Genomic DNA, 21015 nt, shown 5'->3' with positions numbered 1-21015 from the left:
CACAACCTGTTACTAAACTCAAGGCACAGCGTAGGGTCCGCTGTGCGGACCAACAAACGACTCTCGTATTTCATTGACTCGCAATTTGGCTCGCTGAGGCACCACGCCATCCCGCGACCGGATCAACGGTCCGCACAGCGGACCCTACGATTACCGAGCCCCCTGACGCGACTCAACTTCTTCGACATAAGCCAGCAGACGATCCCGCTCACTCTCCAGATGTCGCACCTTCAGCAGCGACTTCACCCGCGTCACCAGCTCCAGGCGATGGACCGGCTTGGTCAGAAAGTCATCAGCCCCCGCTTCGACAGCGCGTTCGATGTCGCCGGTGTCTTTCAACGCCGTCACCATCAGGATGAGGATCTTCGAAGTTTTCGGATTCTGCTTGAGTTGCTGACAGACTTCATAGCCGGACAGCTTGGGCATCATGATATCAAGGATGATCAGATCCGGCTGGAACGACTCAACTTTCGTCAGCGTGTCCCTGCCATCGTGTGCCATCTCGATCTGATGATCTTCACCCGACAGATATGCATCGATCAGTTCGCAGTTCTGATGATTATCATCCGCGATGAGGATCTTGCCCGTCGTTGTCAGTGAGTCGCTCGGCATCAGTCAGTCTCAGTTATTAGCCCCGGTGTTTTATTCTTTCTCCCCTGGAAGGAAGAAAGAGATCCCCGCTGAGTGCACACAACGGAAATTACCAATCAAGATGATACCCAAGCCAGCCAATTTTGGAACTGAAAGACGCAAAATTATGCCACCACTGCTCTTCCGCCTGTTTACAGTGGCACAGACATTCCTGTCTGTGATCTTTTTATTAAGACGTGAATCACGTAGAAAATGACGGTTGTGGCAACCGCCCTACGTTAATTCCCGGCCAACCCCAGATCCTCATACAGCGCCGTCAACAACTCCCGGAACCGCCGTTGATGCTGCCCCTCCCCTGCCCTGCCATTCGCAATGACCGCAGCGGCAAGGTTGTAGGTGGGGTCTGCAAACCCCATCGACGACTGCGACCCGCCATGCCCAAACGCCGACTCCGAAGCATGTCGCCCAAACCCATACGGGACCGTCTCGACCCCATAACGGTTGGAATCAAGAATAAACCCGTACCCGTAATCGACTTGATGCTGCAGCGTCTGATCGAACGTCTCACGTCGATGACGCGTCAGGACAGTCTTCAGCGTCCCCTGCGAAATCACCCCCGGTTGGCCATTCAGAATCTCCAGCAGATGCTGATAGAACCTTGCCAGGTCCGCTGCAGGGCCTCGCAATGATGACCCGGGTGCGACATGATCTTTCGCCAGTCGAGCCGTGTAGGGACTCACCTGCATCTGCCCACCGACCCGGTCATACAACGGCGCGAAATCAACCTCCCCACTCCCCCGCACCGACGTCCCCGTCATCCCCACCGGCTCAAAAATCTCCTCCTTCAAATACGTCTCCAGATCACGTCCGGAAACCCGCTGAAGCACATCCCCAAGCAAAAACCAGCTCGCGACCGGGTCATACCCGGCATCCTTCCCAATCGTCCACCCTTCCCGCGCCGGCTGCTCACTGATACTCCGAATGATGTCGTCCCAGGAGGTCGTCGACCAGTCGACATCGACAGGCGATAACCCCGCTGTATGCGTCAACAGATTCCCAATCGTAATCCCCTTTTTCCCCCCCTGCCCGAACTCCGCGATGTATTTCGACACCACATCATCAAACGAGATCTTCCCCGCATCCACCAGCGTCGCGATCGCCACCGCCGTCTCCGGCTTCCCCGCCGACAACCAGGGAATCGCCATCTGCGACGTCAACACCACCCCCGGCTCAGCCTCCCCCACTGCTAACGTCTCTACCTGCCCATCGAGCACCAAAGACACCTGCACCCCCAGATGCAACTTCCGCTCAATCCCAGCTTCGATGACAGACGTAACACGAGAGAATTCCATATTAATTCCGTATCCATATTGTCCCTTCTCCCTTGAGGGGAGCGGCATTTCGTTCCTTCTCCCTTGAGGGGAGAAGGTGCCCGAAGGGCGGATGAGGGTGGGCGATAGGCAACATCAGATATTCAATTGAATCAAAGAGCCTAGGCACTGAAGCTGGCTAATGGACATACAACAAGACCCCTGCTTATTAATCCAGCCGAACCTTCAACCCCATCTCACACATCTTCAAAAACGCCTCCGCATTCCCTTTCGCATCATCCACCGGATGGTGCGTATGCTTCGTTTTACGCAGATGTTTGAAGTTCACAAAAGTGTCCTTCTGCATCCCTTTGTACAACGAACCAAGGTTTGTCGAACTGAACCCAAATGGATTGCTGCCAAGAAAGTGATGGAAATACCAGTTAATGAACTGCCAGTCGAACCCGTTGTTATCAGACACAAACATCAACCGTGAACCACACCGTCGAAGCCACTCACCAAACTCCCTCATGACCTTCTCAGGCTCATCAAACGTCAAACACTCTTCCCGACGAAATCCACTAACCGCCAAAGCATCAGGCACAAAACGATCAGAAATCGGCTTCAGCTTCCCGTAAAATGTTCTCTCCAGTCCTGGCTCAACCACGACTGCCCCAAAGCAGACCATCGAATAGTCCCCCGGAATCGGGCCATCCGCTTCCACATCAACCATGACATACGGCATGAAAAGTTCTTGACTCACTTTCTCGTTGAAATTTCAACTATTGATACGTAACCATGTCGCGACAAACGCTTTCAAATCAGCGTATGTCAGATGTTCGAGTTCCAGCCCTTTTTCCTCGCAGAAAGAAGGAAGTGCCCGCTTGAACGCTAATAATCGATTCACGATTTGTACTGCCCCTGGAAGATGGCGCCCGGTCGTCGTAGCCACATTGCTGTTTAACCAATCGCGTATCTTACGGATGTATCGATCTCGATCTCCGTCATAGTTTGCGATATCCTGCCCCGAAATATCTGACAGGAATTTTTGATATCGAAAAGGTTCGATATCGAGAATCAGGCATCGTTTCTTCTGTTGATTCTTGATGCCGAAGCTTTTGGCGCCGACAAATAGACCAAGCTCAAAAGGCCTATTGAATCTTGGCAATTTGCTGACGGAATCCAACTCCGTGCGACAGATATCATGAATGCCGAGGTCGCACTCTCTGACAATTCCAATGATTTTTTCGATTCTCGTCTGGCTGCTGTCGTCAATTTCGAGCGCACATCTTGGCTCGAAGCCGCAGTCTCTGATCGTGAATAATGCCGCGCGGAAGTATGATAAATATCCGGCGTCGAACGGGCAGTTGATGAACACTTTCCCCAGAGACTTACTTGTCGCCTTTGGCGGCATATAACCTCTTCTTTAAAAATTCCTCAAATGCAGCGACAAGTTCAGGATGATCAGGCTTGAGATCACCGACCGCGATCGGAGGCAGTTTTGTATTCCCGCTACGTCGGTTCGTCCAGAGTTTCTTGGCACTGGGCGTCGCAGGACGTTTCTTCGACACACCGACGCCGCCAGAGACCTTTGTCGCCTGTGTTTTGCTCGTTGATTTCTTCTGAATACCAGCCATCGCAAAACTCACTTTCCATAAAACCTGTCACGTCGAATTCTACTCGGATTATCGACAACAGGCTACATGAGATCTGAGCAAATCAACGCCCCAACCGCACATCCACACTCGCCAAATGCGCCGTTAACCCCTCCGTATTCGCCATCATCGCGACATCATCCCGATCCGCAGCGAGGGCCTTCTTATCATACCCGATGATCGACGACCGCTTCAGAAAATCATTCGCACACAGCCCATTGGCAAACCTCGCCGTGCCACCCGTCGGCAGAACGTGCGACGGCCCTGCGACATAATCCCCGAGGGCCACCGGCGTGTCATGCCCCATAAAGATCGCCCCCGCGTTCTGCACCTTCGCGAGCATGGCTTCCGGATCTTTCGTCGAAATATGCAGGTGCTCCGTCGCGAGCTCATCCGTCAGCGCTGCGGCATGGTCTTCATCTTTCGCAATAATAAACGCCCCATACTCATTCAGGCAGCGTGTCGCCTGATCGCCACGAGACAACTGCGATAACTGCTTCTCCAGCGACTTGATGACATCCGCGACCAGCGGCTCATGCCACGTAATCAACACGGCTGACCCAGGATCGTGTTCGGCCTGCGAAATCAGATCACTTGCCACGTAATCCGGATGCGCCGTCTCATCTGCCAGCACAATCACTTCGCTTGGCCCTGCGATGCTGTCGATATCGACCTGCCCGAACACAAACCGCTTCGCCAGCGCGACAAACAGATTCCCCGGCCCGACGATCTTATCCACCGGCGCGATCCCCTCGACCCCATACGCCATCGCCGCGACCGCCTGCGCTCCCCCCATGCGATAAACTTCGCTCACCCCGATCTCGTGACAGGCTGCCAGCAGCTGCTGGTTGTAACTCCCAAACGGCGTCGGCGGAGCCACGACGACAATCTCTTTCACCCCCGCGACCTGTGCCGGCACCGCCGTCATCAACAGCGTCGAAGGATACGCCGCTGCTCCCCCGGGCACACAAATCCCGATCCGCTTCATCGGCAGGTAACGCAGCCCCAGCTGAATCGTCCCCCCGCCCTTCTGACGCGTGAGACTCACATCCGTCGAAAGAATCGCCGCTTGAAACTCACGAACCTGATCCGCGATGCAACGAATCGTTTTCAGAAACGCAGGATCGACTCCCTTGTGCGCCGCTTCCAGCTCTTCTTGTGGGACTCGCAGTTCAGACGCGGAGAGCTCCTTCTTATCCAGCTTGCTGTTGTACTCCAACAGCGCCGCCATCCCGCGCGTCTTGACATCCTTGCAGATCCGCTCCACCACCTGCGATGGCGTCAGTGGCTCGCCGAACAACGCAATCGTCCGCGCCTTCCCCGCTTCCGAGACGACGTTCCCATCCGGGCTCAGCTTGTCCCGCAGTTCCGCGAACTGTTTCAACGACCCTTCCTGACGTGCATCGATCACGTTCATTTTGAGTCCGCTGACGCTGGTCGAATTTGCGTTTGTTGATCCCTGTGCTGACATGTAAGTCCCGTGGAAATATGGCTTTCCGCCGATTGATAGTTTTGTGCGCGAAATTGTCGTTTTTCGACGAGTCCCGCAAGAAAATTCCCAAAAACGACGATTGGATCTCCTGCCAGGCAGAATATGATCTCAACCGACGTCACGCCGTTTCCTATAATAGACCGCGTTCCGCATCCTCATTCTCGAAAAGCATAGCCAGGAACGCAACTCACCGCCTCGTGACACGCGTCCAGACTCCGCTCTATGGCACTTTATGGCTCCGACATCGACGCTTTCAGCAGCAGACACCGTGACGAACACCACCCACAAAACGCCAGACATCAACCTCCGCAGCGACACAGAAACCAAGCCCACGCCCGCCATGCGTGAAGCCATTTTCCACGCCGTCGTCGGAGATGACATGGTCGGAGAAGACCCGACCACCAATCGCCTCGAAGCCATGGTTGCCGAAATGTGCGGCATGGAGGCCGCCGTCTTCGCTCCTTCGGGAACCATGACAAACCAGCTGGCCGTCAAGGTTCACTGCCAGCCCGGTGACGAACTCTACATCGAAGAATACGGCCACATCGCCAATTACGAAGCCGGCGGCCCTGCCCTGCTCAGCGGCGTCACCTGCAAACACGTCAAAGGCTCCTTCGGCATGCTCGATGTCGAAGAACTCGAAAAAGCCTGGCGCCCTCCCAGCATCCACTTCCCCACCCCGCGCCTCCTCTGCCTGGAAAACACCACCAACATCGGCGGCGGAAAAGCCTATCCACTCGATCAATATCTCCGCGTCTGTGAATGGGGACGCAACCGCGGCCTCAAGCTTCACCTCGACGGTGCCCGCGTCTTCAACGCCGTCGTCGCCCGTGGCTATACCCTCCGGGATATCTGCGATCCCCTCGATTCGATCTCGATCTGCCTCTCCAAAGGCCTCGGCTGCCCCGTCGGCTCCATCCTTGTCGGCAACAAAGAAGACATGCAGAAGGCCAGACGCTTCCGCAAAGTCTTCGGCGGAGCCATGCGTCAGGTCGGTATCCTCGCCGCCGCCGCCATTTACGCCCTCGAAAATCATGTCGACCGCTTAGCTGACGACCACAAACTCGCCAAAGTCGTCGCCCAAGGCCTCGCGACGGTCCCCGGCTTGAAGATCAACGTCGACGACGTCGAAACCAACATCATCTTCTTCGAAGTCGACCCGACCGTCGGCTCCGCCACCGACTTTGTCGCCCAGATGTCAAATCACGGCCTCCATTTCTACGCCATGGGACGCCAACGCATCCGCGCCTTAACCCATCTCGACGTCAACGCCACCCAAATCCAGCAGGCCCTCGAAATCGTCCGCCGAGAAACCCCCCACATCCGCCAAAACCAATCCCCCACATCCGCCAGCTACTAACTTCTGAAGGCGAGCGGGGGGTGTGAACCCCCTGTCTTAACGACCCTCAAGAACCCTGCCGCTCAGAATACGCCAAAGCCCAATTCCCCCTTCTCCTCTTCCCATCGGGTGCCATCGGCAACCGCACTGCGTCTCCGCCTCCCCTGCTTCCCCAACCCACCTGCTCACCCATCAACGCTCGCTCATCCCACAGAAACGTGTTGATGTGCCCGCGTCCCCCCGCGTATACTCATGAAATCCCCCCGTCATCACTCAATTGTGTTTGTTTCTTTGTCTCATGATCGTCTGCTCACTTTTTTCTCCCGGCTCGTGAACTCGTTGTCTCGCTCGCAGTGGACGAATCGGATCTGGCCCCTATGATGTCATCACCCGATGAACCAGATCAAAACCCCGGATCGGATGACGGCTTGACTCCTCGTGAAAAAAGACTCCAGGAAATCAAAGCCGCGATCGAAAACGGCACCTACGATACCGATGAAAAGCTCGAACAGGCCCTCAGTCGCATGTTCGACAGTGTCATGGACGATGACGACAAACCTCGATCCAAAAAACGCAAACCATAAATATCGAGTCCCGTCAGAGCCGCGACCAACAGGGAGCGCACTCCGCCGATACCAATATCAACTTCCCATCTCTCGCCAGAATCAAAGAGTCAGGAATCCCGTGTTAGGTAGTGTTGAAGTCTCCGCGACCCCCAAAGAGAAATTCCGTGAGTTCCTGGCGACCAAGAAGATGCGCCTGACTCCCGAACGTGAAATCATCATCGAAGAAGTCTTCTCTGATCACGAACACTTCGACGCTGAAGAAATGGTCAACCGCCTCTCCCGACGCAAAGACAGCAAACGCGTCTCCCGCTCGACCGTCTACCGCACCCTCTCCCAACTCGAAGAAGCAGGCCTGCTCAGACGCGTCGCCCGCAACAACGACCGCGAAATCTACGAACACGACTACGGCTACCCCCAGCACGATCACCTGATCTGCAAAAAATGCGGCAGCCTCGAAGAATTCCACAACGAACAAATCTCCGAACTCATCAAACAGATCGCCGAACAGAACACCTTCCTCCTCGAAGGCCACCGTCTCGAAGTCTACGGCATCTGCCGCCAATGCTTAAAACCCCCCGTCCGCAGACACCGCCGCTTAGACATGGTCTAAAATATTTAGCCCCCGGTGACCCACCGGGGGGCAAACCGCTCGCACAATCCATCCGCGCTCATTCGCTGACCAACCGCTCCGCGCGAACTCGCTCTCCTCAAACGATCACCCGCATCAAACCCGACCAACATCGACTCGACGTTGGCTCCCATACCCCAGGTGTGCCACTGCTGGCTTGCCCAGCAGTGCGAGCTCAGAGATGATCATCAGGGTGCCACTGGCTATGCCAGTGCCGATCTCACATCACGGTTCCAACAACAAATCGACTCTGCTGATTGACTCTCGATCCCCTCCCCCGCGAGTCCCCCCATGCCCGACCTCACCCCGCGCTGGATCATCATCAAAGCCACCCTCTTCCTCTTCACCGGCTTCCTCGCCGCCGGCTACCTCCTCTGGTCCAACCCGACACTCCAGTTCGCCTTCTTCCTGATCGTCGCCATCTGGAGCTTCTGCCGCTTCTACTACTTCGCCTTCTACGTCATCCAACACTACATCGACCTCACCTACCGCTTCGACGGTTTGTGGTCTGCTGTTCTCTACGGATGGAAACATCGTCGCCACACTCCACGATGATCGCCGCAAGCCAGCATTTCAAAATCCGACCTCATTCCCTCCTTTCCCAGTAAGGAATCCCCGGCGTGCGTTCCCAATTCAGTAAGGGGTTTTTGAATTGCAGGACGCAGATTCTAACTTGAACTTCTTGCTGTTTTTAATTCCAGCAATGGCGTGCTATAACAATATTCAGATTTCACTTGTCCTTTGAACGCATGATGAATGGATAGGACCACAAGATGTTCCGACTGCTCACTGGGACGACGACTGCAATCCTTCTCATGGTCGCATTCGCTCTGCCTGCAGAAGAAGGCAAACGCCCTGTAACTCCGTATGGAGTCTTGTACGCGGAATGGAAGACTGAGGCAAAATCAGTCGACGACGCTTCCGAACTCTCAAAAGCAGAGAAAGTAAACAGGAAGCAGCAGATCAATTCGCAGTACACAACTCGCTTTTTGAAATTGGCGAAAGAGCATTCCAATGACGATTTATGGCTCGATTGCCTGATTTGGATATCGGTCGAAGGCGTTCCTGGCAAAGATTTTGATGCAATGTTCGATCTCCTTTCGGACAATGCGAAGACGCTTAAAAACACTCATCAACTTCAATTGCTGATGTCTGAGCTGATCAAGCGCCGCTCGGAGCGACTCAATTCAGCGCTCCTAAAAATTTCCGATACCCATCCCAATTTTGGCGTCCGTGGTGCTGCTTTGTTCGCGTTTGCTGCACTTACGAAGAGAGACGCAGAAGAAAATGGGGACCTTCAAGCGTTAGCAAACGCAGAGAAGTTGCTGGAGAAGGTCATCACAGAATACCCGGAAGTTCATACTTATCGTGGCAAAAACAGCGAAAACGCGACCGAGCTACTGGAAGACCTTCGAAGCCCAGTCGCCATCATGAAAACCGTGCCCGAGACAAAAGGGAAGACAATCGAAGGCCATGAGTTTGACCTTCACGAAACCATCCGTGGAAAGATTGCCATCATTTCGTTTTCCGGACACTGGTGTGGTCCGTGTGTCGCGATGCATCCTATTCAAAAAGAAATTCTGAACAGGTTTCCGAGAGAATCCGTTGTCATCATCGAAATGAACAGTGACGCTGAAAAATCACTGGAGAAAGTCCGCAAGAAGATTGCAGCAGATGGTCTTGAATGGACTGTCGTAACTGATGGAAGCGACGGGCCAGCATCGCATCAATGGCGAATCGCGGCGTGGCCCACGTATTTCGTTGTCGATGCAGAAGGTCATATTCGGCGTCGTGTGACAGGAAATCTCGGAGAGACGCTTATTACCTGGGTAGAAGAACTTGTTGGAGAGAAAAAATAGGCGTTTCTGTCACTCCCCCACCAACCCGCCCGTCTGCCTGATCGCCTCATACACAATCGCCGTCGCCGTACTCGCCAGATTCAGACTCCGCACATCCTCCAGCATCGGCAGCTTCACCCGCCTTTCCGGCACCGCATCCCGGATCGACGCCGGCAACCCCTGCGACTCGCTCCCAAACAGCAACACATCCCCCCGCTCGAACTTCACCTCCCACGCCAGCTTCGTGGCAAACTTCGTCAGGCACCAGATCCGCTTGGAAGGACACTTCGCCACGAAGTCCTCCCAGTCATCCACCACCTCACAATTCACATGCTTCCAATAATCCATCCCCGCTCGTCTCAAATGCTTTTCATCCAGATGAAAACCCAGCGGTCGAATCAGCCACAGCTTCGCCCCGATCGCCAGACACGTTCGCCCAATATTCCCCGTATTCTGCGGGATCTCCGGCTGAAACAGCACCACATGAAACAGCGGTTCGGACCTCATCGGGACACTAGTTTCCACTTGCTCGTTCATCACAATCAGCTTCAAAATCTCTACGACCGTCACACTCAAACCCCGTCATCGCTCGCGGCCAAAGCGACAAACTTCGCACTCATCATACCTCCCGACGCAATCCAGCCATCAGACCCCGTCCAGAATGTCTGAAAATTTAGCGATCTCCCAAGGCTTCTTCTGGAAAACGCCTTAAGACGTGGTACTGTATAGCCTCATAGTCCCCAAATTACCCATTCAATGCAATCGGCAAGGCTGCCAACGTTGGATGACGCAGTCTGGGAACTCTTCGCAAGATCGCCAGCCAGTTCATTCCACATCTAGTTTAAGGAGCATTGAGTATGATTCGTCGGGCGTTTCAAATTGCCCTCGGTCTGGTCGTCACAGCAGTGTTTGCTGTCCCTACCGAGGCAGGATTGTTGTGCTTGGCACACCGCAGCTGCGGACCCAAGCGTTGTATGACCTGCTGCGACAGCGGCTGCGGTCCAGTTGTCGAAAATGGTTGTGGTGCTGCTGCCCCTGCTGCCTGTGCTCCAACCTACCAGGAAGTTGAGCGAACCGTCATGGTTCCTCAAATGACCACAGAAGCTCGCACCGTCATGGTCACCGAGTATCAGACTCAAGCTCAAGAACGCACCATCACCGTTTACGAAAACCATCCCAAGACGGAAACTCGCACCCGCACCGTCAATAAGCCTGTCTCGAAAGAAGTCGAGCAGACTTACACCGTGATGGTCCCGTCAACGGAAACCAAGACCGCCACGCGCACGGTCAACAAGATGGTCCCACGCGAAGTCACGCGTGAGTACACCGTCCAGGTTCCTTACACGGAAACCAAGACCGGTACCCGCACCGTCAAGAAAGCCGTCCCACGCGAAGAAACTCGCGAGTACACCGTCATGGTTCCCTACACCGAAACTAAGACAGCGACCCGCACTGTCAAGAAGGCCGTGCCACGCGAAGAAACTCGCGAGTACACCGTGATGGTTCCAACTGTTGAAACCCGCACGGCGACCCGCAAGGTTCAAAAGCCAGTTCAACGCGAAGTTGAGCAGACCTACACCGTCAACGTCCCTTACACCGAAACCCGCAACGCGACCCGCAAAGTCATGAAGCAGGTCCCACGTGAAGTCACGACCGAGTACACCGTCATGGTCCCATCAACCGAGACCAAGACCGCAACTCGCACGGTCTACAACCGCGTTCCTGTCACCAAGACCCGCACTGTTTCTGTCAACACAGGACACTGGGAAACTCAAACCGTCGAAGTCCCATCCACCAACCCTTGCTGCCCGCCACAAACCTGCTGCAAGAAGGTCTGGGTTGCCGGCTGTGAAACCAAAGAATGCCCCTACACCGTTTACGAGTGTCAGGCTTCTGAGCAAGAGTACTCTTACAACGTGACCACCTGTCATCCAGAAACCCGTACCCGTACGGCGACTGTTTATGACTGCGTCACCGAAGAAGTTCCTTACGAGTACACCGTTTCTCTGTGCAAACCAGAGACCCGTACCCGTACCGTCACCGTCTGTGAATTCGAGTGCGTCGATCAAGAGTACACTTACAACGTCACCGTCTGTAAGCCAGAAACTCGCACCCAAACCGTCACCGTCTGTGACTGGGTTGATGAGCAAGTTGAGTACACTTACTGCGTCCAGGCTTGCAAACCAGAAACCCGTACTCAAACCGTCACGGTCTGCGACTGGGTCGACGAGCAGGTCGAATACACCTACTGCGTCCAGGCTTGCAAAACCGAAACCCGCACAGCCACCAGCACTGTCTACGACTGCGTTCCTGAAACTCAGGAATACAGCTACAACGTCACCGTCTGCAAACCAGAAACTCGTACTCGCATGGTCACCGTCTGCGAATACGTTCCTGAAGAGCAAACCTACGAAGTGACCGTCAACGAGTGCGTGCCAGTCCAGAAGACCATCACCACCAACGTTTGCGTTCCAGTTCAAGTCGAAAAACAAATCAACGTCCAGGTCTGCAAAATGGTTCCACAAACCATCACTTGCAAAGTCCCAGTCGCCTCAGCCTGTGCCCCAGCTGCAGCCCCATGCGGTTGCAACTGATCCCAGCCTGATCTGATTTGATTCCCAACAGAAAACACCCTGCCCTTACAAGCAGGGTGTTTTTTTGCGCGCTGCCTTCTCCGCGTGGCGAACCAGGTTAGTACAAACTCCGGCCCGCTCGTGTGCCACTGCCTATGCCAGTGCTTCTCGCCTCACACGTAAATTGCGAAACATGATTCTCAGACTGCCCGTCTTAAAACTCCCTCCTCAATATCGCGCAACCTCATCCCTCACCCCACCAACACCTTCCGCATTCTCCCCCCTCACCAACATCGCAAACACGCTGTCTACCACCCCCCAACCGCGCAACACTTCCCGGTAGAGTAGAGAGCCAAGTGAAGTGCACGCATCGCTCTCCGAACTCCCTTCTCCCCCCGGGAGAAGGTGGCCGAAGGCCGGATGAGGGCATCGCGCCAACAAGCCATCTATAAATTCGAAAGACATCCGAAGGCAAAATCCCACTCCATTCCGAGTGCCCTTCTCCCCCCGGGAGAAGGTGGCCGAGTCGAACCTCAGGTTCGCAAGTCAATACAGTCGAGGCCGGATGAGGGACCTCTGCGAATTGCATAGCGCTCTCATTCCGTCCCTTCTCCCTTGAGGGGAGAAGGTGTCAGCGCTTCGCTGACGGATGAGGGTGGGGCATAGGCACAAACAGACATTCAACAACACAACCAACCCCCAGAAAAACCTCCCCCCAAGCCCTAAGCCCCAACCCCCAAGCCCTATTCTTCACCCCAGTTCGGAACCAACGTCCCATGCCCACGACTCTCCCACAGCCGACACAGCGAGCCCTCTCACAAGGACTCCATACGTCCGCAGGATCACAGGGCATGGTCCGCTACCATCTCAACCCTCAGCATCATCGGACCGACGAGGCAGCCCCTCGTCGTGAACACTGTTCTTCAGCGGTGGACCATGAAAAAGTCAGCCAGTGCTAAGGACATCCCGGTAGCACAGACATTCCTGTCTGTGTCTTCCGCTTCAGATGCCCGCTCCGATGTGACCACCAACGACCCAAGCAGTCGAAACCCAAACCGTTCCGAACTGGATTTTTAAAACAACAACCCTAAGAACACCAATGACCGCAACACCAACTCCCGATCCCCCCAAACCACGTTCCCGCTGGCGACGCTGGATCTCCCTCGCCTTCGTCCTCCTCTGGGCGAGCATCGTCATGCTCCTCCACCAGCTACCACTCATAAGCAACACAAACTCTTAAATGAAAGTAAAAAACATGCAACCGAAGCCCAAGTTGACAGCTCAGATCGAACTTCTGAAATAAGAGTCTTTGATTTCAGCTGACATCCAAGTAAGAAAAAATAGTAAAATGATCACCGCGACAGTTTAAGAAAGTTCGTAATCTGACTCACTGCCAAGTCGAAAAATGACGCCACCACAATCACTAGAGGAGATTAAAAAGCTTCTGCTTACCTTTCCCGGTATCACCTTTGCAAAGCTTCGAAGAGATAGTGATCCTCAACGAGTTTGGATAGACATTCTGATTAACGATATCAAAGAATTGAGGTCGCTTGGTTATTGGACCTGCTACGCCAATGCCGAACTGTCCGTCGGCAATTACGAATTCTGTGATGATCCCAATCGTCATGATCCCGAAAATAATCAGCTGCCTTGCATGATCATTCTCTATGATGACGTTCAAGAAACACCTACTCCTGCAGAGATCTTTGGTATTTATATTGCGTCAGAACTCGAAGATCGCGGCCTGATCAGTACTGACGAACGAAGACGACTGGGAAAAATCTGGAAATGTGTTCGTCCCGGAGATCAAAGATAGCTCACCGTCAATACGTTAATATGTGCGACCTCACCCCCTTGACCAACGGCAGCATGCCCGATACGTTAATAAGCACACTGCGGCTGTGGTGTAATGGCAACACAGTAGCTTCCCAAGCTTCCGATGAGGGTTCGATTCCCTTCAGCCGCTCTTGCTTCCCCGCTGGCGCTTCCCAGCGACCATCACTGCTGCACCCGATAACTCCGCAGCTCAAACGGCTCCAGTTCCGCATCGATCTCACTCCCGACAAGCTTGCCGGAAACAATCTCGGTCCACTTCGCATCCCCTGCATTCACCTTCGCGCTCGCAGGGTGCATCGAGGTGTTTACCACAAACAGCCAGTCGCCATCCTTGTCTGTGTGAATGCGTCGCACGACGATGTCCTTCGAATCCGATGCCTCCGTCAACCGCTCACTCGGCAACGCAGGCAGCGCGAGGTAGTTCGCATTGAACCGGCGCACATACTCCGGAAACCCACGACCAAAGTTCGCGCCCACCAGATAGCCAATCATCGAAGGATCACCATTCGCCATCGCGATCGCTTCAGCCATCATGCAGTAAGGTCCAGCTCGTTCCATGTCACACACGAAGTAATTCATCTTCTGCTGGTCGTTGGCATCAAAGACCATGTGCTCATTGAGCGCATAATGTCGAATCATCGCCAACCCCGCTGGCGCCCGGAAGTCTTCCATCGTCTTCGGATCAGCGACCGTATAACTGCGATTGAACGCATGCGACAGCATCACCCCGTCTGTCTGCTTGTAGTTCGCAGGATCATCAGCAGGCTGGCAATGCTGAACCTCCCACGATCCCCAGTTCATCCCGGGAGAAACAAGCCCTTTGCGATACATCTGGCGATCCACAATATCATTGACCGTGATCGGCTTGATCCACTCCCCATTACTGGCTTTCTGCTGAGGCGACTTAAAAATCTCCGCCCAGCGGTCCGGCTGATCCGTCGGCAGGAATTTCTCCCAAGTGTGGAACCCAACCCCCGGCTCAGCCGTGCAGCCTGTATACAGGACGATCGAATCCTTCAGCCCGGCCTTCGTCAAATAGTCGCGCACTCCGACCAGGAAGTCACGACGCTTCAAATGCCACCACCCCAGGTACTTCTCATACAGCTCAGGATTCGTCTTCAGATCCTCACGCGAGATAACACCTCCTCCATTATCTTTGGCAAACCGAACCAGCGCCCCCTCCGAAAAACTGACCGGCATCTGCATACGCGGACGAAGCCAGACTCCGACGAACTTCGCGCGTTGAGAAGGTTTCACGACCGTGATGTCCAGCATCTTACAGAAATCCGCGAGCGCCTCCGGCTCGGTGATATCCGCATTGGCATTCTCGATCCAGGAGATATGCGAGTAAGCATCATCCCGCGTCAACGGCTTGGCATGTCGCTCGTGCCCCAGGCTGTGTGCCCCTTTACTGCCCGAGTATTCGTAATAAGGGAGGATGTCAAAGCCCTCCTGCCCCATCAACGTGACAACCTGATCCCAGACCCCTTTCGTCGCCTCGTCAAAGTAAACCCAGTTATGTCCTCCATGAGCCGTCGAGTCCCAATGCTGACAGGCCCCGAACTCGAGCAGGTCTTTGCTGAAGGTATTCATTCCCAGGAAGTGCATCTGGCCCGCCTTGTAACGATACCAGTCAATCGGCTGCGTGATCCCCAGCTGGGGACTCTTCTGATCAATCACTCCATCGGCCATCTCTTCCCGCCAAAAGAGGTGACGTCGCGGCAGATGCTCAGGAGGGAACACAATGGTCTGCTTCGGGACCTGCCCGACAACTTCATACAAACGAAGCCCACCAACCGCAGCCCCAGCCGAGAGTGGATCATTGTTCGACGAGAACTGCATCACCGTCACATCAAAGCCATCCTCCGGCCCCAGCGTCCGCGGTTCCGGCCCTCGAAGAAGCCCCTTGTCCGAGAACCGGTCATGCAGATGGAACATCAACGTCCAGGACTTCCAGGTCTTCGACAAAGGAACATTCAACGATTCCACCAGGCCGTTCACATACTTCGCATGCAGCGCATCCCCCACCGTGCTCCCGGTATGAAACCCTCGCGCCGTTTCATTTCCTGTATTGATCACGATGCAACTGCGATCAACATCTTCGGGATAATCGACCACCAGAACATAAGCAGCCCCCGGCTTGAGCCCCTTCCCCTTCCCGACTCGCCAAGTGACGTAACTGGCTTCCTTCTCGTTGGGAATCACAACACGGGTCTTGCGCCCCAGAATCTCCTCAACGCGACTCCCATGCTGCGGCGATTCCGTCATCCCGTTCGCAGCAGTCACATCGATCTCATCGACGAGCCGCACCTGTCCGAAGGGGGCGAGTTCACTGACAGTTCCGAGTTCGGATGCTTCGATGCCAGGAGAAGCAAGCCAGGCGGCCGTCACGACAATCAAGAACAGTCCGCAGCGCACGAACATGGCGAGCATGAGCAAAACCTTTCGCATCGAGGTGCTTTCGAGGGGACGCTCTATAGTGTGCTGTGGATCACTCAAAACGCAACAGTAATCCTTGATCCTTCTCCCCCGGGGAGAAAGTGGCAGAGTCGAACCTCAGGTTCGCCAGTCAATACAGTCGAGGTCGGATGAGGGACCTCTGCGAACCTTACCAACCCCTCACTCCCAAATCAACAAGAGTCGCCATGATCGAGATTCTGATACATGATAAAGACATCAACCTCACCCAACGTCGCATGCCGGAACCCATTCGGGATCGTCCCAATGATCTGAAACCCAAACCGCTGCCACAATTTGACCGCCCGCTCATTCGTCGAGACAACATAGTTGAACTGCATCGCATTGAACCCGCGCTCCCTCGCCTGCCCCAGCGAATGCTCGCACATCGCCGATGCTACCCCGCGACCATAAGCATTCGCAGCCACCGCGTAGCCGCAATTCGAAATATGATCCCCCTGCCCCGGGAAATTCGCCTTCAGATAATACGTCCCGAGCACCGTCCGGCCATCATCATCAACCGCCACAAACGTCGCTTGCGGCGTCCCGATCCAGATCTGTTTCGCCTGCTCTTCCGTAATCTCCCGCGAAAAAACATACGTCTCCCCCGCCCTGCAGATCCCTTCCAGGATGTTCCAGACTTGCGGCCAATCATGGTCTTCGTACAGGCGGATGTTCATGGTGGCTATTAAAGCAAATCCAACATTACCGAGACAAGCTATTTACAAGCTCGTCAACTTCTTCCTCCGTGAAGAGACCTGTGATCATCAGGCTATTGCTGATGACATCATTCAGGCTGGGAGCAGAGTGGACTTCGCCGTTCAGGACGATTGCCAGTTGGCGTCGACGGCCTGTCTTTGTGGGACGATACCGGGTTGTCAAAAGTTCCATCGTTCTCCCGCCCGGTGGATCGAGTTCGACCGCAATAGCTGTGCCACCATTTGAGTCGAAAGACTTTTTCACCGACGAAAGATGTTTGCCATTGATCGTTTCAGGTTCTGCGGCATCGACCAGCAGTAAAACTTCACTTCGTTTCTTGCCGGCAACTTCGGTTTGGCGAATCAGCATGTCGCTTCCATTGGCCGCAAGCTTTGGTTGTCTTCTTGAGTCGACAGCGATGGGAACCCAACGGGCGCGTGTCGTGCCATCGATTTTGACTTCGGTGGTGCTGGGATCGTCTTTGGTTTTCTCAGCGGCTTCGAAGATCGATTTGTGATCGATCGAGTTAGCGACAATGGCAAACTCGGTGTTCGAGTTCGGCTTCTCCTGAGCGAGGAGGTGGGAAGATGTAGTGATGATGAGCAGCAGGCAGGATTGAAGAGTCAGTCGCATGGCGTTCTCCTTGAGTGTGTATTTGATTACAGAACAAATGTTGGAGAGGAGCAACTGGGGAGGGCGCAACCAATCCCGTTCAGCACAGAATCGATCTGACTTCTCCGTCCTGAAGGGACGATTTCTGCCAGCCCAGGATGAAATCCTGGGTTTCGATCAATACGATTACCCCGACCCTGTAAGGGTCGCTCACCACGAATTCCAACATGGCCCAATCCCTGGCGAAGATCTACATCCACTTGATCTTCAACTCGGACGAACTTTCTCCCTTGACGACGTCGTGACATCGCTCCATACCACAGATGAAACCACCCTTTCAGGGTGGGGCGTTTTTTCTCACACAGAAACCCAGGATTTCATCCTGGGCTGGTAGAAGTCGTCCTTTCAGGACGGGGAAGGCTGGAGGCTATGCGTGTTGCAAGTGTTGATAAATAACATGGGATTAAGACAGGGGATTCACATCCCCCGCTCGCCTGTAAGAGGCCAACAAAAAACGCATCGGATTCACATCCGATGCGTTGGTCATTCTTGCAGTTCGACGTTCCAGTAGGCTTCGCTGATGAACTTTGACCAGCTGCTGATCCGGTTTTGAGGAGGAGCGAACAGTCTTGTCCAGGTCGGGCGTATCGGGGTGCGTTTGAGCTTGAGGCCGGATTCTTCGGGGGTCTTGCTGCCCTTTCTTGTATTGCAGCGAATACAGGCGAGGACACAGTTTTCCCAGGTCGACGTTCCTCCCTTGGAGCGGGGAGTGATGTGGTCGATCGTCAGGTCCGTGGTCTTGGGCTTTTTGCCGCAATACTGGCATTGGTAATGATCGCGTCGGAACAGATTGCGACGGCTGAAGGTCACCATCTTGACGGGGATCTTGTCGTACTCCTGCAGCACGACGACTTCGGGGACCACGAGCGCGGTCTGCACCGTGCGGATCGTGGCCTGGCCATCGCGTGGCTGGAGCTTCGACCAGTCGTGCCAGTCATAGAGCTGGAAGCTTTCCGGGTCGACGACTTTGACGGTGCCGTTCCAGAGCATGATCATGCAGCGGGCCGCGGAGGCGATCCGAACCGGCTGCCAGCTGCGGTTGAGCACCAGCGTCGGACGAGTGAGGATATCCCCCGTCATCCCGTAGTCGAGATCGACGTGGTCCTCGGGGTGCCGGTGTGTCTTGAGCGTCTTGGCCATAAACCTTCCTGAGGAGAAAAGAATGTGTGCCCTGCTTAAGTTCGGGATGGACTCTCAGCGCGAGCCCAGCCAGTCGATCCGATGAATCTAACCAGCCGAGTTGCTGATTGACAAGAGGAGTCTTCAGAACCCGATGAGGGAGAACTCTTTAAGAATAATAGAGGCGTGAAGAAAACCGGATGAAGAGGAAACCGCCAAATCTTGACGGAATTGATGAAAACTTCATCCACCCACAAGTTGACGCGCCGGAGCAGCGGCGAGCGTTTCAGAATTCAGGCAGGTCTTGATGATCTGCACCACGTCGCCGGTTCCTTCGCGTCCACGATAGGTTGACTCGATGACACGGCGGTATTCGCCGAGGTTCTCGACAAAGCGTAAGAACTGTTCGGCACGAAAGCGTTCGAGCGTCACGAAGTCGCCGCAGCCCATGCGACGGAGGAATTGAGAGTTGATCTGCTGCTCATGGTGAGCGGCCTCGGGCATGGCGAACACCGGCTTGCCGAGGAAGACAGATTCGCCGAGGAGCTGATTGCCGGCCGCACAGAGAATGGCTTTCGTCCCGGCGAGATCGCGTGCGAAGTCTTGCGGATTGACAGCATGAAAGGTGACGTTGCCCACCGGCTCTCGTTCGCCAATGCCATAGATGCGGACGCGCTGGCCGGTTTTGACGATCTCGTTGACGACGGAGTCAGGAGTCTTCTTGCGAAGGTACGAGAGGAAGTAGTCGCCTTCCGTCACGACGGCGTTGCGGATGTCGGGGCGGATCATCGGGCCGACCTGGATGGTCTCTTCGTAGCCTTTGCGCAGGTCCGCTTTGAAGAACGAGGAGACGATCGTCAGGAACTGGCCACGGTAATGAGCGGCGACTCCGAAGCTCATGGTCCAGGCGTGGATCTTGAGATCGAGCGGGAGGAAGGAGAGGTCGTTGGCGAGGAGGAAGTGCTGGTGGGTGAAGCTGATGAACGGGACGCCCATGCGCATCGCAGCGCGAGGGAGTGCGGGGTCGAAGTCGGTGACGATCAGGCTGGGGCGTTCGCGTTCGATCCATTCGCAGAGCAGATCGACGAGCGGGTCGAGGGTTTCTCGCAGGTAGCGGAAGCCTTCGTAGATCGAGGTCAGAACAGCGAGCTTGCCCTGGACGTAATGAAAGATCAAGCCGGGGAGTTCAACGACCTGGACCTGGGGATTATCGACATAGAGGGGAGCGAGGAAAGCATAGGCGTCCGCGGGGGCGAAGAGGACGATGCGGTGATTCTGCTTGAGACCTTCGGTGAGTGAGCACATGCGGGTGGCATGTCCCCTTCCCTCGCCGGACATGCTCATGAAGATGGTTGCCATGGGAGATGGAAATTAGAAAATAGGAATTGGAAATTAGCCGGAATCGTTGGATTGCAGCCGTGTGACGCAATGCGTGGGAATTGGCTCTCCACCAATTTCTAATTTCCAATTCCCAATTTCTATTCAGGCTTCTTCGCGATGATCCAGTAGTGGGGGGAGCGGAAGAGGGGCATGAAGGGGACTTTGCCGCGGCCTTCGTGGAGTTTTTCGATCTTGAACTTCTTCGTGATGTACGGCAGGTGTTCGCCGGTCAGGAAGACGTTGTCGAAGGCGAAGAATGTGGACCAGAAGGTGCGGGTCGACCAACTGTGTTTGGTCATGCCTTCGGCGGGGTATTTGCGTGAGACATAGAAATCGACGACGCCGAGGGTTCCGCCGGGTTTGAGGAGGTTGTAGGCGTGATCGATGGCGGCGAACCAGTCGGGGATCATCGTCAGTGAGTAAGAGAACGTGACGAGATCGACCTGCCCTTCGGGTGGGATGAAAGTCGTTGCGTCGTGGTGGACAGGTTTGACGTTGGTCCAGTTGTTGGCTTCGATGCGTTTGGAGGCGACTTCGAGAAGAGGTTTGCAGAGGTCGACCTGATAGACCTGCTTGAAGCGTGGGAGCTTGTCTTTGAGGTGTTCTGCGTTCTCGCCGGTCCCTGCCCCCAGGTCGATCCAGGTGTCGCCATCGTTGACCGGGAGAGAGGAGAACATCTCTTTGCGGCCGTGAAGGAGCTTCTTGCGGTACGAGTCGTACCAGGAGGCCTGGCCTTTGTAAAAGCTTTCGAGGCGCTCTTCGTGGCTATCGCCTTTGACACGGTGGGCGGCGATGTGCCAGAGTGTCTTGAGCGAGCCGGGTTCGGAGGAGGCTTGGGCCATGGGATCGTAATTCGTCGG

General features: G+C 54.9%; 21 protein-coding genes and 1 tRNA gene. 9 read left to right on the top strand and 13 right to left on the bottom strand.

The features are described 5' to 3' along the window. Window positions 1–150 precede the first annotated feature (150 nt). The 6 genes from SH248x_RS11365 to hisD form a co-directional block, all read right to left on the bottom strand. The gene (locus tag SH248x_RS11365) at window positions 151–612 is read right to left on the bottom strand and encodes a response regulator (protein ID WP_459554388.1); all 462 of its coding nucleotides are present in this window, start codon (window positions 610–612) and stop codon (window positions 151–153) included. A 257-nt stretch (window positions 613–869) separates the two neighbouring features. Next, the gene (locus SH248x_RS11360) at window positions 870–1943 is read right to left on the bottom strand and encodes a serine hydrolase domain-containing protein (RefSeq protein ID WP_459554387.1); all 1074 of its coding nucleotides are present in this window, start codon (window positions 1941–1943) and stop codon (window positions 870–872) included. Between the two features lie 187 nt (window positions 1944–2130). Next, complete coding sequence (locus SH248x_RS11355) at window positions 2131–2646, bottom strand: 3'-5' exonuclease (RefSeq protein ID WP_459558608.1); 516 nt, start codon at window positions 2644–2646, stop codon at window positions 2131–2133. A 33-nt stretch (window positions 2647–2679) separates the two neighbouring features. Continuing rightward, window positions 2680–3315 carry a hypothetical protein gene (locus SH248x_RS11350; protein ID WP_459554386.1) on the bottom strand — a complete coding sequence of 212 codons (636 nt, stop codon included), beginning with the start codon at window positions 3313–3315 and terminating at the stop codon, window positions 2680–2682. Then, window positions 3293–3538: a hypothetical protein gene (locus tag SH248x_RS11345; protein ID WP_459554385.1), complete on the bottom strand. Its 246-nt coding sequence runs from the start codon at window positions 3536–3538 to the stop codon at window positions 3293–3295. Before SH248x_RS11345 ends, SH248x_RS11350 begins: the two co-directional genes overlap by 23 nt. Window positions 3539–3620: 82 nt before the next feature. Continuing rightward, complete coding sequence (gene hisD / locus SH248x_RS11340) at window positions 3621–4973, bottom strand: histidinol dehydrogenase (protein WP_459558607.1); 1353 nt, start codon at window positions 4971–4973, stop codon at window positions 3621–3623. A 307-nt stretch (window positions 4974–5280) separates the two neighbouring features. Between hisD and SH248x_RS11335 the strand changes: the two genes are divergently transcribed. The 5 genes from SH248x_RS11335 to SH248x_RS11315 all read left to right on the top strand — a co-directional run bounded on the left by SH248x_RS11335 (window position 5281) and on the right by SH248x_RS11315 (window position 9440). Next, window positions 5281–6408, top strand: a complete 1128-nt coding sequence (locus tag SH248x_RS11335; protein ID WP_459554384.1) for a threonine aldolase family protein — start codon at window positions 5281–5283, stop codon at window positions 6406–6408. Window positions 6409–6764: 356 nt separating this feature from the next. Continuing rightward, entirely contained in the window at window positions 6765–6971 is a 207-nt protein-coding gene (locus tag SH248x_RS11330) for a hypothetical protein (protein WP_459554383.1), read from the top strand. A gap of 100 nt (window positions 6972–7071) precedes the next feature. Beyond that, window positions 7072–7563 (top strand): Fur family transcriptional regulator, encoded by a 492-nt coding sequence (locus SH248x_RS11325; protein ID WP_459554382.1) that lies wholly within the window; start codon window positions 7072–7074, stop codon window positions 7561–7563. A 309-nt stretch (window positions 7564–7872) separates the two neighbouring features. Continuing rightward, a complete protein-coding gene (locus SH248x_RS11320; RefSeq protein WP_459554381.1) occupies window positions 7873–8136 on the top strand; it encodes a hypothetical protein in 264 nt (87 codons plus the stop codon). A 218-nt stretch (window positions 8137–8354) separates the two neighbouring features. Beyond that, window positions 8355–9440, top strand: a complete 1086-nt coding sequence (locus tag SH248x_RS11315; RefSeq protein ID WP_459554380.1) for a TlpA family protein disulfide reductase — start codon at window positions 8355–8357, stop codon at window positions 9438–9440. 9 nt (window positions 9441–9449) lie between these two features. Here SH248x_RS11315 and SH248x_RS11310 read toward each other — a convergent pair whose 3' ends face one another. Next, window positions 9450–9989, bottom strand: a complete 540-nt coding sequence (locus SH248x_RS11310; RefSeq protein ID WP_459554379.1) for a tRNA (cytidine(34)-2'-O)-methyltransferase — start codon at window positions 9987–9989, stop codon at window positions 9450–9452. Between the two features lie 287 nt (window positions 9990–10276). Between SH248x_RS11310 and SH248x_RS11305 the strand changes: the two genes are divergently transcribed. From SH248x_RS11305 to SH248x_RS11290, 4 genes are all read left to right on the top strand, one after another. Beyond that, window positions 10277–12013, top strand: coding sequence for a hypothetical protein (locus SH248x_RS11305; RefSeq protein ID WP_459554378.1), 1737 nt, complete (start codon window positions 10277–10279; stop codon window positions 12011–12013). A 1078-nt stretch (window positions 12014–13091) separates the two neighbouring features. After that, window positions 13092–13232, top strand: a complete 141-nt coding sequence (locus SH248x_RS11300; protein WP_459554377.1) for a hypothetical protein — start codon at window positions 13092–13094, stop codon at window positions 13230–13232. Between the two features lie 165 nt (window positions 13233–13397). Then, complete coding sequence (locus SH248x_RS11295) at window positions 13398–13808, top strand: hypothetical protein (protein WP_459554376.1); 411 nt, start codon at window positions 13398–13400, stop codon at window positions 13806–13808. Between the two features lie 79 nt (window positions 13809–13887). Next, window positions 13888–13958: transfer RNA gene (locus SH248x_RS11290), tRNA-Gly, on the top strand. A gap of 32 nt (window positions 13959–13990) precedes the next feature. On the opposite strand, the gene SH248x_RS11285 is transcribed toward SH248x_RS11290, so the two are convergent. From SH248x_RS11285 to SH248x_RS11260, 6 genes are all read right to left on the bottom strand, one after another. Beyond that, the gene (locus SH248x_RS11285; RefSeq protein WP_459554375.1) at window positions 13991–16261 is read right to left on the bottom strand and encodes a hypothetical protein; all 2271 of its coding nucleotides are present in this window, start codon (window positions 16259–16261) and stop codon (window positions 13991–13993) included. Between the two features lie 197 nt (window positions 16262–16458). Further along, on the bottom strand, window positions 16459–16965 hold the full coding sequence (locus tag SH248x_RS11280) for a GNAT family N-acetyltransferase (RefSeq protein ID WP_459554374.1): 507 nt from the start codon (window positions 16963–16965) through the stop codon (window positions 16459–16461). A gap of 25 nt (window positions 16966–16990) precedes the next feature. After that, window positions 16991–17617, bottom strand: coding sequence for a preprotein translocase subunit SecD family protein (locus tag SH248x_RS11275; RefSeq protein WP_459554373.1), 627 nt, complete (start codon window positions 17615–17617; stop codon window positions 16991–16993). Between the two features lie 522 nt (window positions 17618–18139). Next, window positions 18140–18796, bottom strand: coding sequence for an HNH endonuclease (locus tag SH248x_RS11270; RefSeq protein ID WP_459554372.1), 657 nt, complete (start codon window positions 18794–18796; stop codon window positions 18140–18142). Between the two features lie 222 nt (window positions 18797–19018). Continuing rightward, window positions 19019–20119: a glycosyltransferase family protein gene (locus tag SH248x_RS11265; protein WP_459558606.1), complete on the bottom strand. Its 1101-nt coding sequence runs from the start codon at window positions 20117–20119 to the stop codon at window positions 19019–19021. 134 nt (window positions 20120–20253) lie between these two features. Beyond that, complete coding sequence (locus tag SH248x_RS11260; RefSeq protein WP_459554371.1) at window positions 20254–20997, bottom strand: class I SAM-dependent methyltransferase; 744 nt, start codon at window positions 20995–20997, stop codon at window positions 20254–20256. Between the last annotated feature and the right edge of the window lie 18 nt (window positions 20998–21015).

Origin of the sequence: Lacunimicrobium album, from assembly GCF_052161635.1 — a bacterium.
Taxonomy (GTDB): domain Bacteria; phylum Planctomycetota; class Planctomycetia; order Planctomycetales; family Planctomycetaceae; genus SXPC01.
Note: the sequence above shows the minus strand (reverse complement) of the source record. Positions and strands in the feature narration are given on the sequence as shown.

Excerpts from the sequence above, each read along its gene's own strand:
- SH248x_RS11365 (WP_459554388.1), bottom strand. The coding sequence starts at position 612 with ATGCCGAGCGACTCACTGACAACGACGGGCAAGATCCTCATCGCGGAT.
- SH248x_RS11360 (WP_459554387.1), bottom strand. The coding sequence starts at position 1,943 with ATGGAATTCTCTCGTGTTACGTCTGTCATCGAAGCTGGGATTGAGCGG.
- SH248x_RS11355 (WP_459558608.1), bottom strand. The coding sequence starts at position 2,646 with ATGCCGTATGTCATGGTTGATGTGGAAGCGGATGGCCCGATTCCGGGG.
- SH248x_RS11350 (WP_459554386.1), bottom strand. The coding sequence starts at position 3,315 with ATGCCGCCAAAGGCGACAAGTAAGTCTCTGGGGAAAGTGTTCATCAAC.
- SH248x_RS11345 (WP_459554385.1), bottom strand. The coding sequence starts at position 3,538 with ATGGCTGGTATTCAGAAGAAATCAACGAGCAAAACACAGGCGACAAAG.
- hisD (WP_459558607.1), bottom strand. The coding sequence starts at position 4,973 with ATGAACGTGATCGATGCACGTCAGGAAGGGTCGTTGAAACAGTTCGCG.
- SH248x_RS11335 (WP_459554384.1), top strand. The coding sequence starts at position 5,281 with ATGGCTCCGACATCGACGCTTTCAGCAGCAGACACCGTGACGAACACC.
- SH248x_RS11330 (WP_459554383.1), top strand. The coding sequence starts at position 6,765 with ATGATGTCATCACCCGATGAACCAGATCAAAACCCCGGATCGGATGAC.
- SH248x_RS11320 (WP_459554381.1), top strand. The coding sequence starts at position 7,873 with ATGCCCGACCTCACCCCGCGCTGGATCATCATCAAAGCCACCCTCTTC.
- SH248x_RS11315 (WP_459554380.1), top strand. The coding sequence starts at position 8,355 with ATGTTCCGACTGCTCACTGGGACGACGACTGCAATCCTTCTCATGGTC.
- SH248x_RS11305 (WP_459554378.1), top strand. The coding sequence starts at position 10,277 with ATGATTCGTCGGGCGTTTCAAATTGCCCTCGGTCTGGTCGTCACAGCA.
- SH248x_RS11300 (WP_459554377.1), top strand. The coding sequence starts at position 13,092 with ATGACCGCAACACCAACTCCCGATCCCCCCAAACCACGTTCCCGCTGG.
- SH248x_RS11295 (WP_459554376.1), top strand. The coding sequence starts at position 13,398 with ATGACGCCACCACAATCACTAGAGGAGATTAAAAAGCTTCTGCTTACC.
- SH248x_RS11285 (WP_459554375.1), bottom strand. The coding sequence starts at position 16,261 with ATGCTCGCCATGTTCGTGCGCTGCGGACTGTTCTTGATTGTCGTGACG.
- SH248x_RS11280 (WP_459554374.1), bottom strand. The coding sequence starts at position 16,965 with ATGAACATCCGCCTGTACGAAGACCATGATTGGCCGCAAGTCTGGAAC.
- SH248x_RS11275 (WP_459554373.1), bottom strand. The coding sequence starts at position 17,617 with ATGCGACTGACTCTTCAATCCTGCCTGCTGCTCATCATCACTACATCT.
- SH248x_RS11270 (WP_459554372.1), bottom strand. The coding sequence starts at position 18,796 with ATGGCCAAGACGCTCAAGACACACCGGCACCCCGAGGACCACGTCGAT.
- SH248x_RS11265 (WP_459558606.1), bottom strand. The coding sequence starts at position 20,119 with ATGAGCATGTCCGGCGAGGGAAGGGGACATGCCACCCGCATGTGCTCA.
- SH248x_RS11260 (WP_459554371.1), bottom strand. The coding sequence starts at position 20,997 with ATGGCCCAAGCCTCCTCCGAACCCGGCTCGCTCAAGACACTCTGGCAC.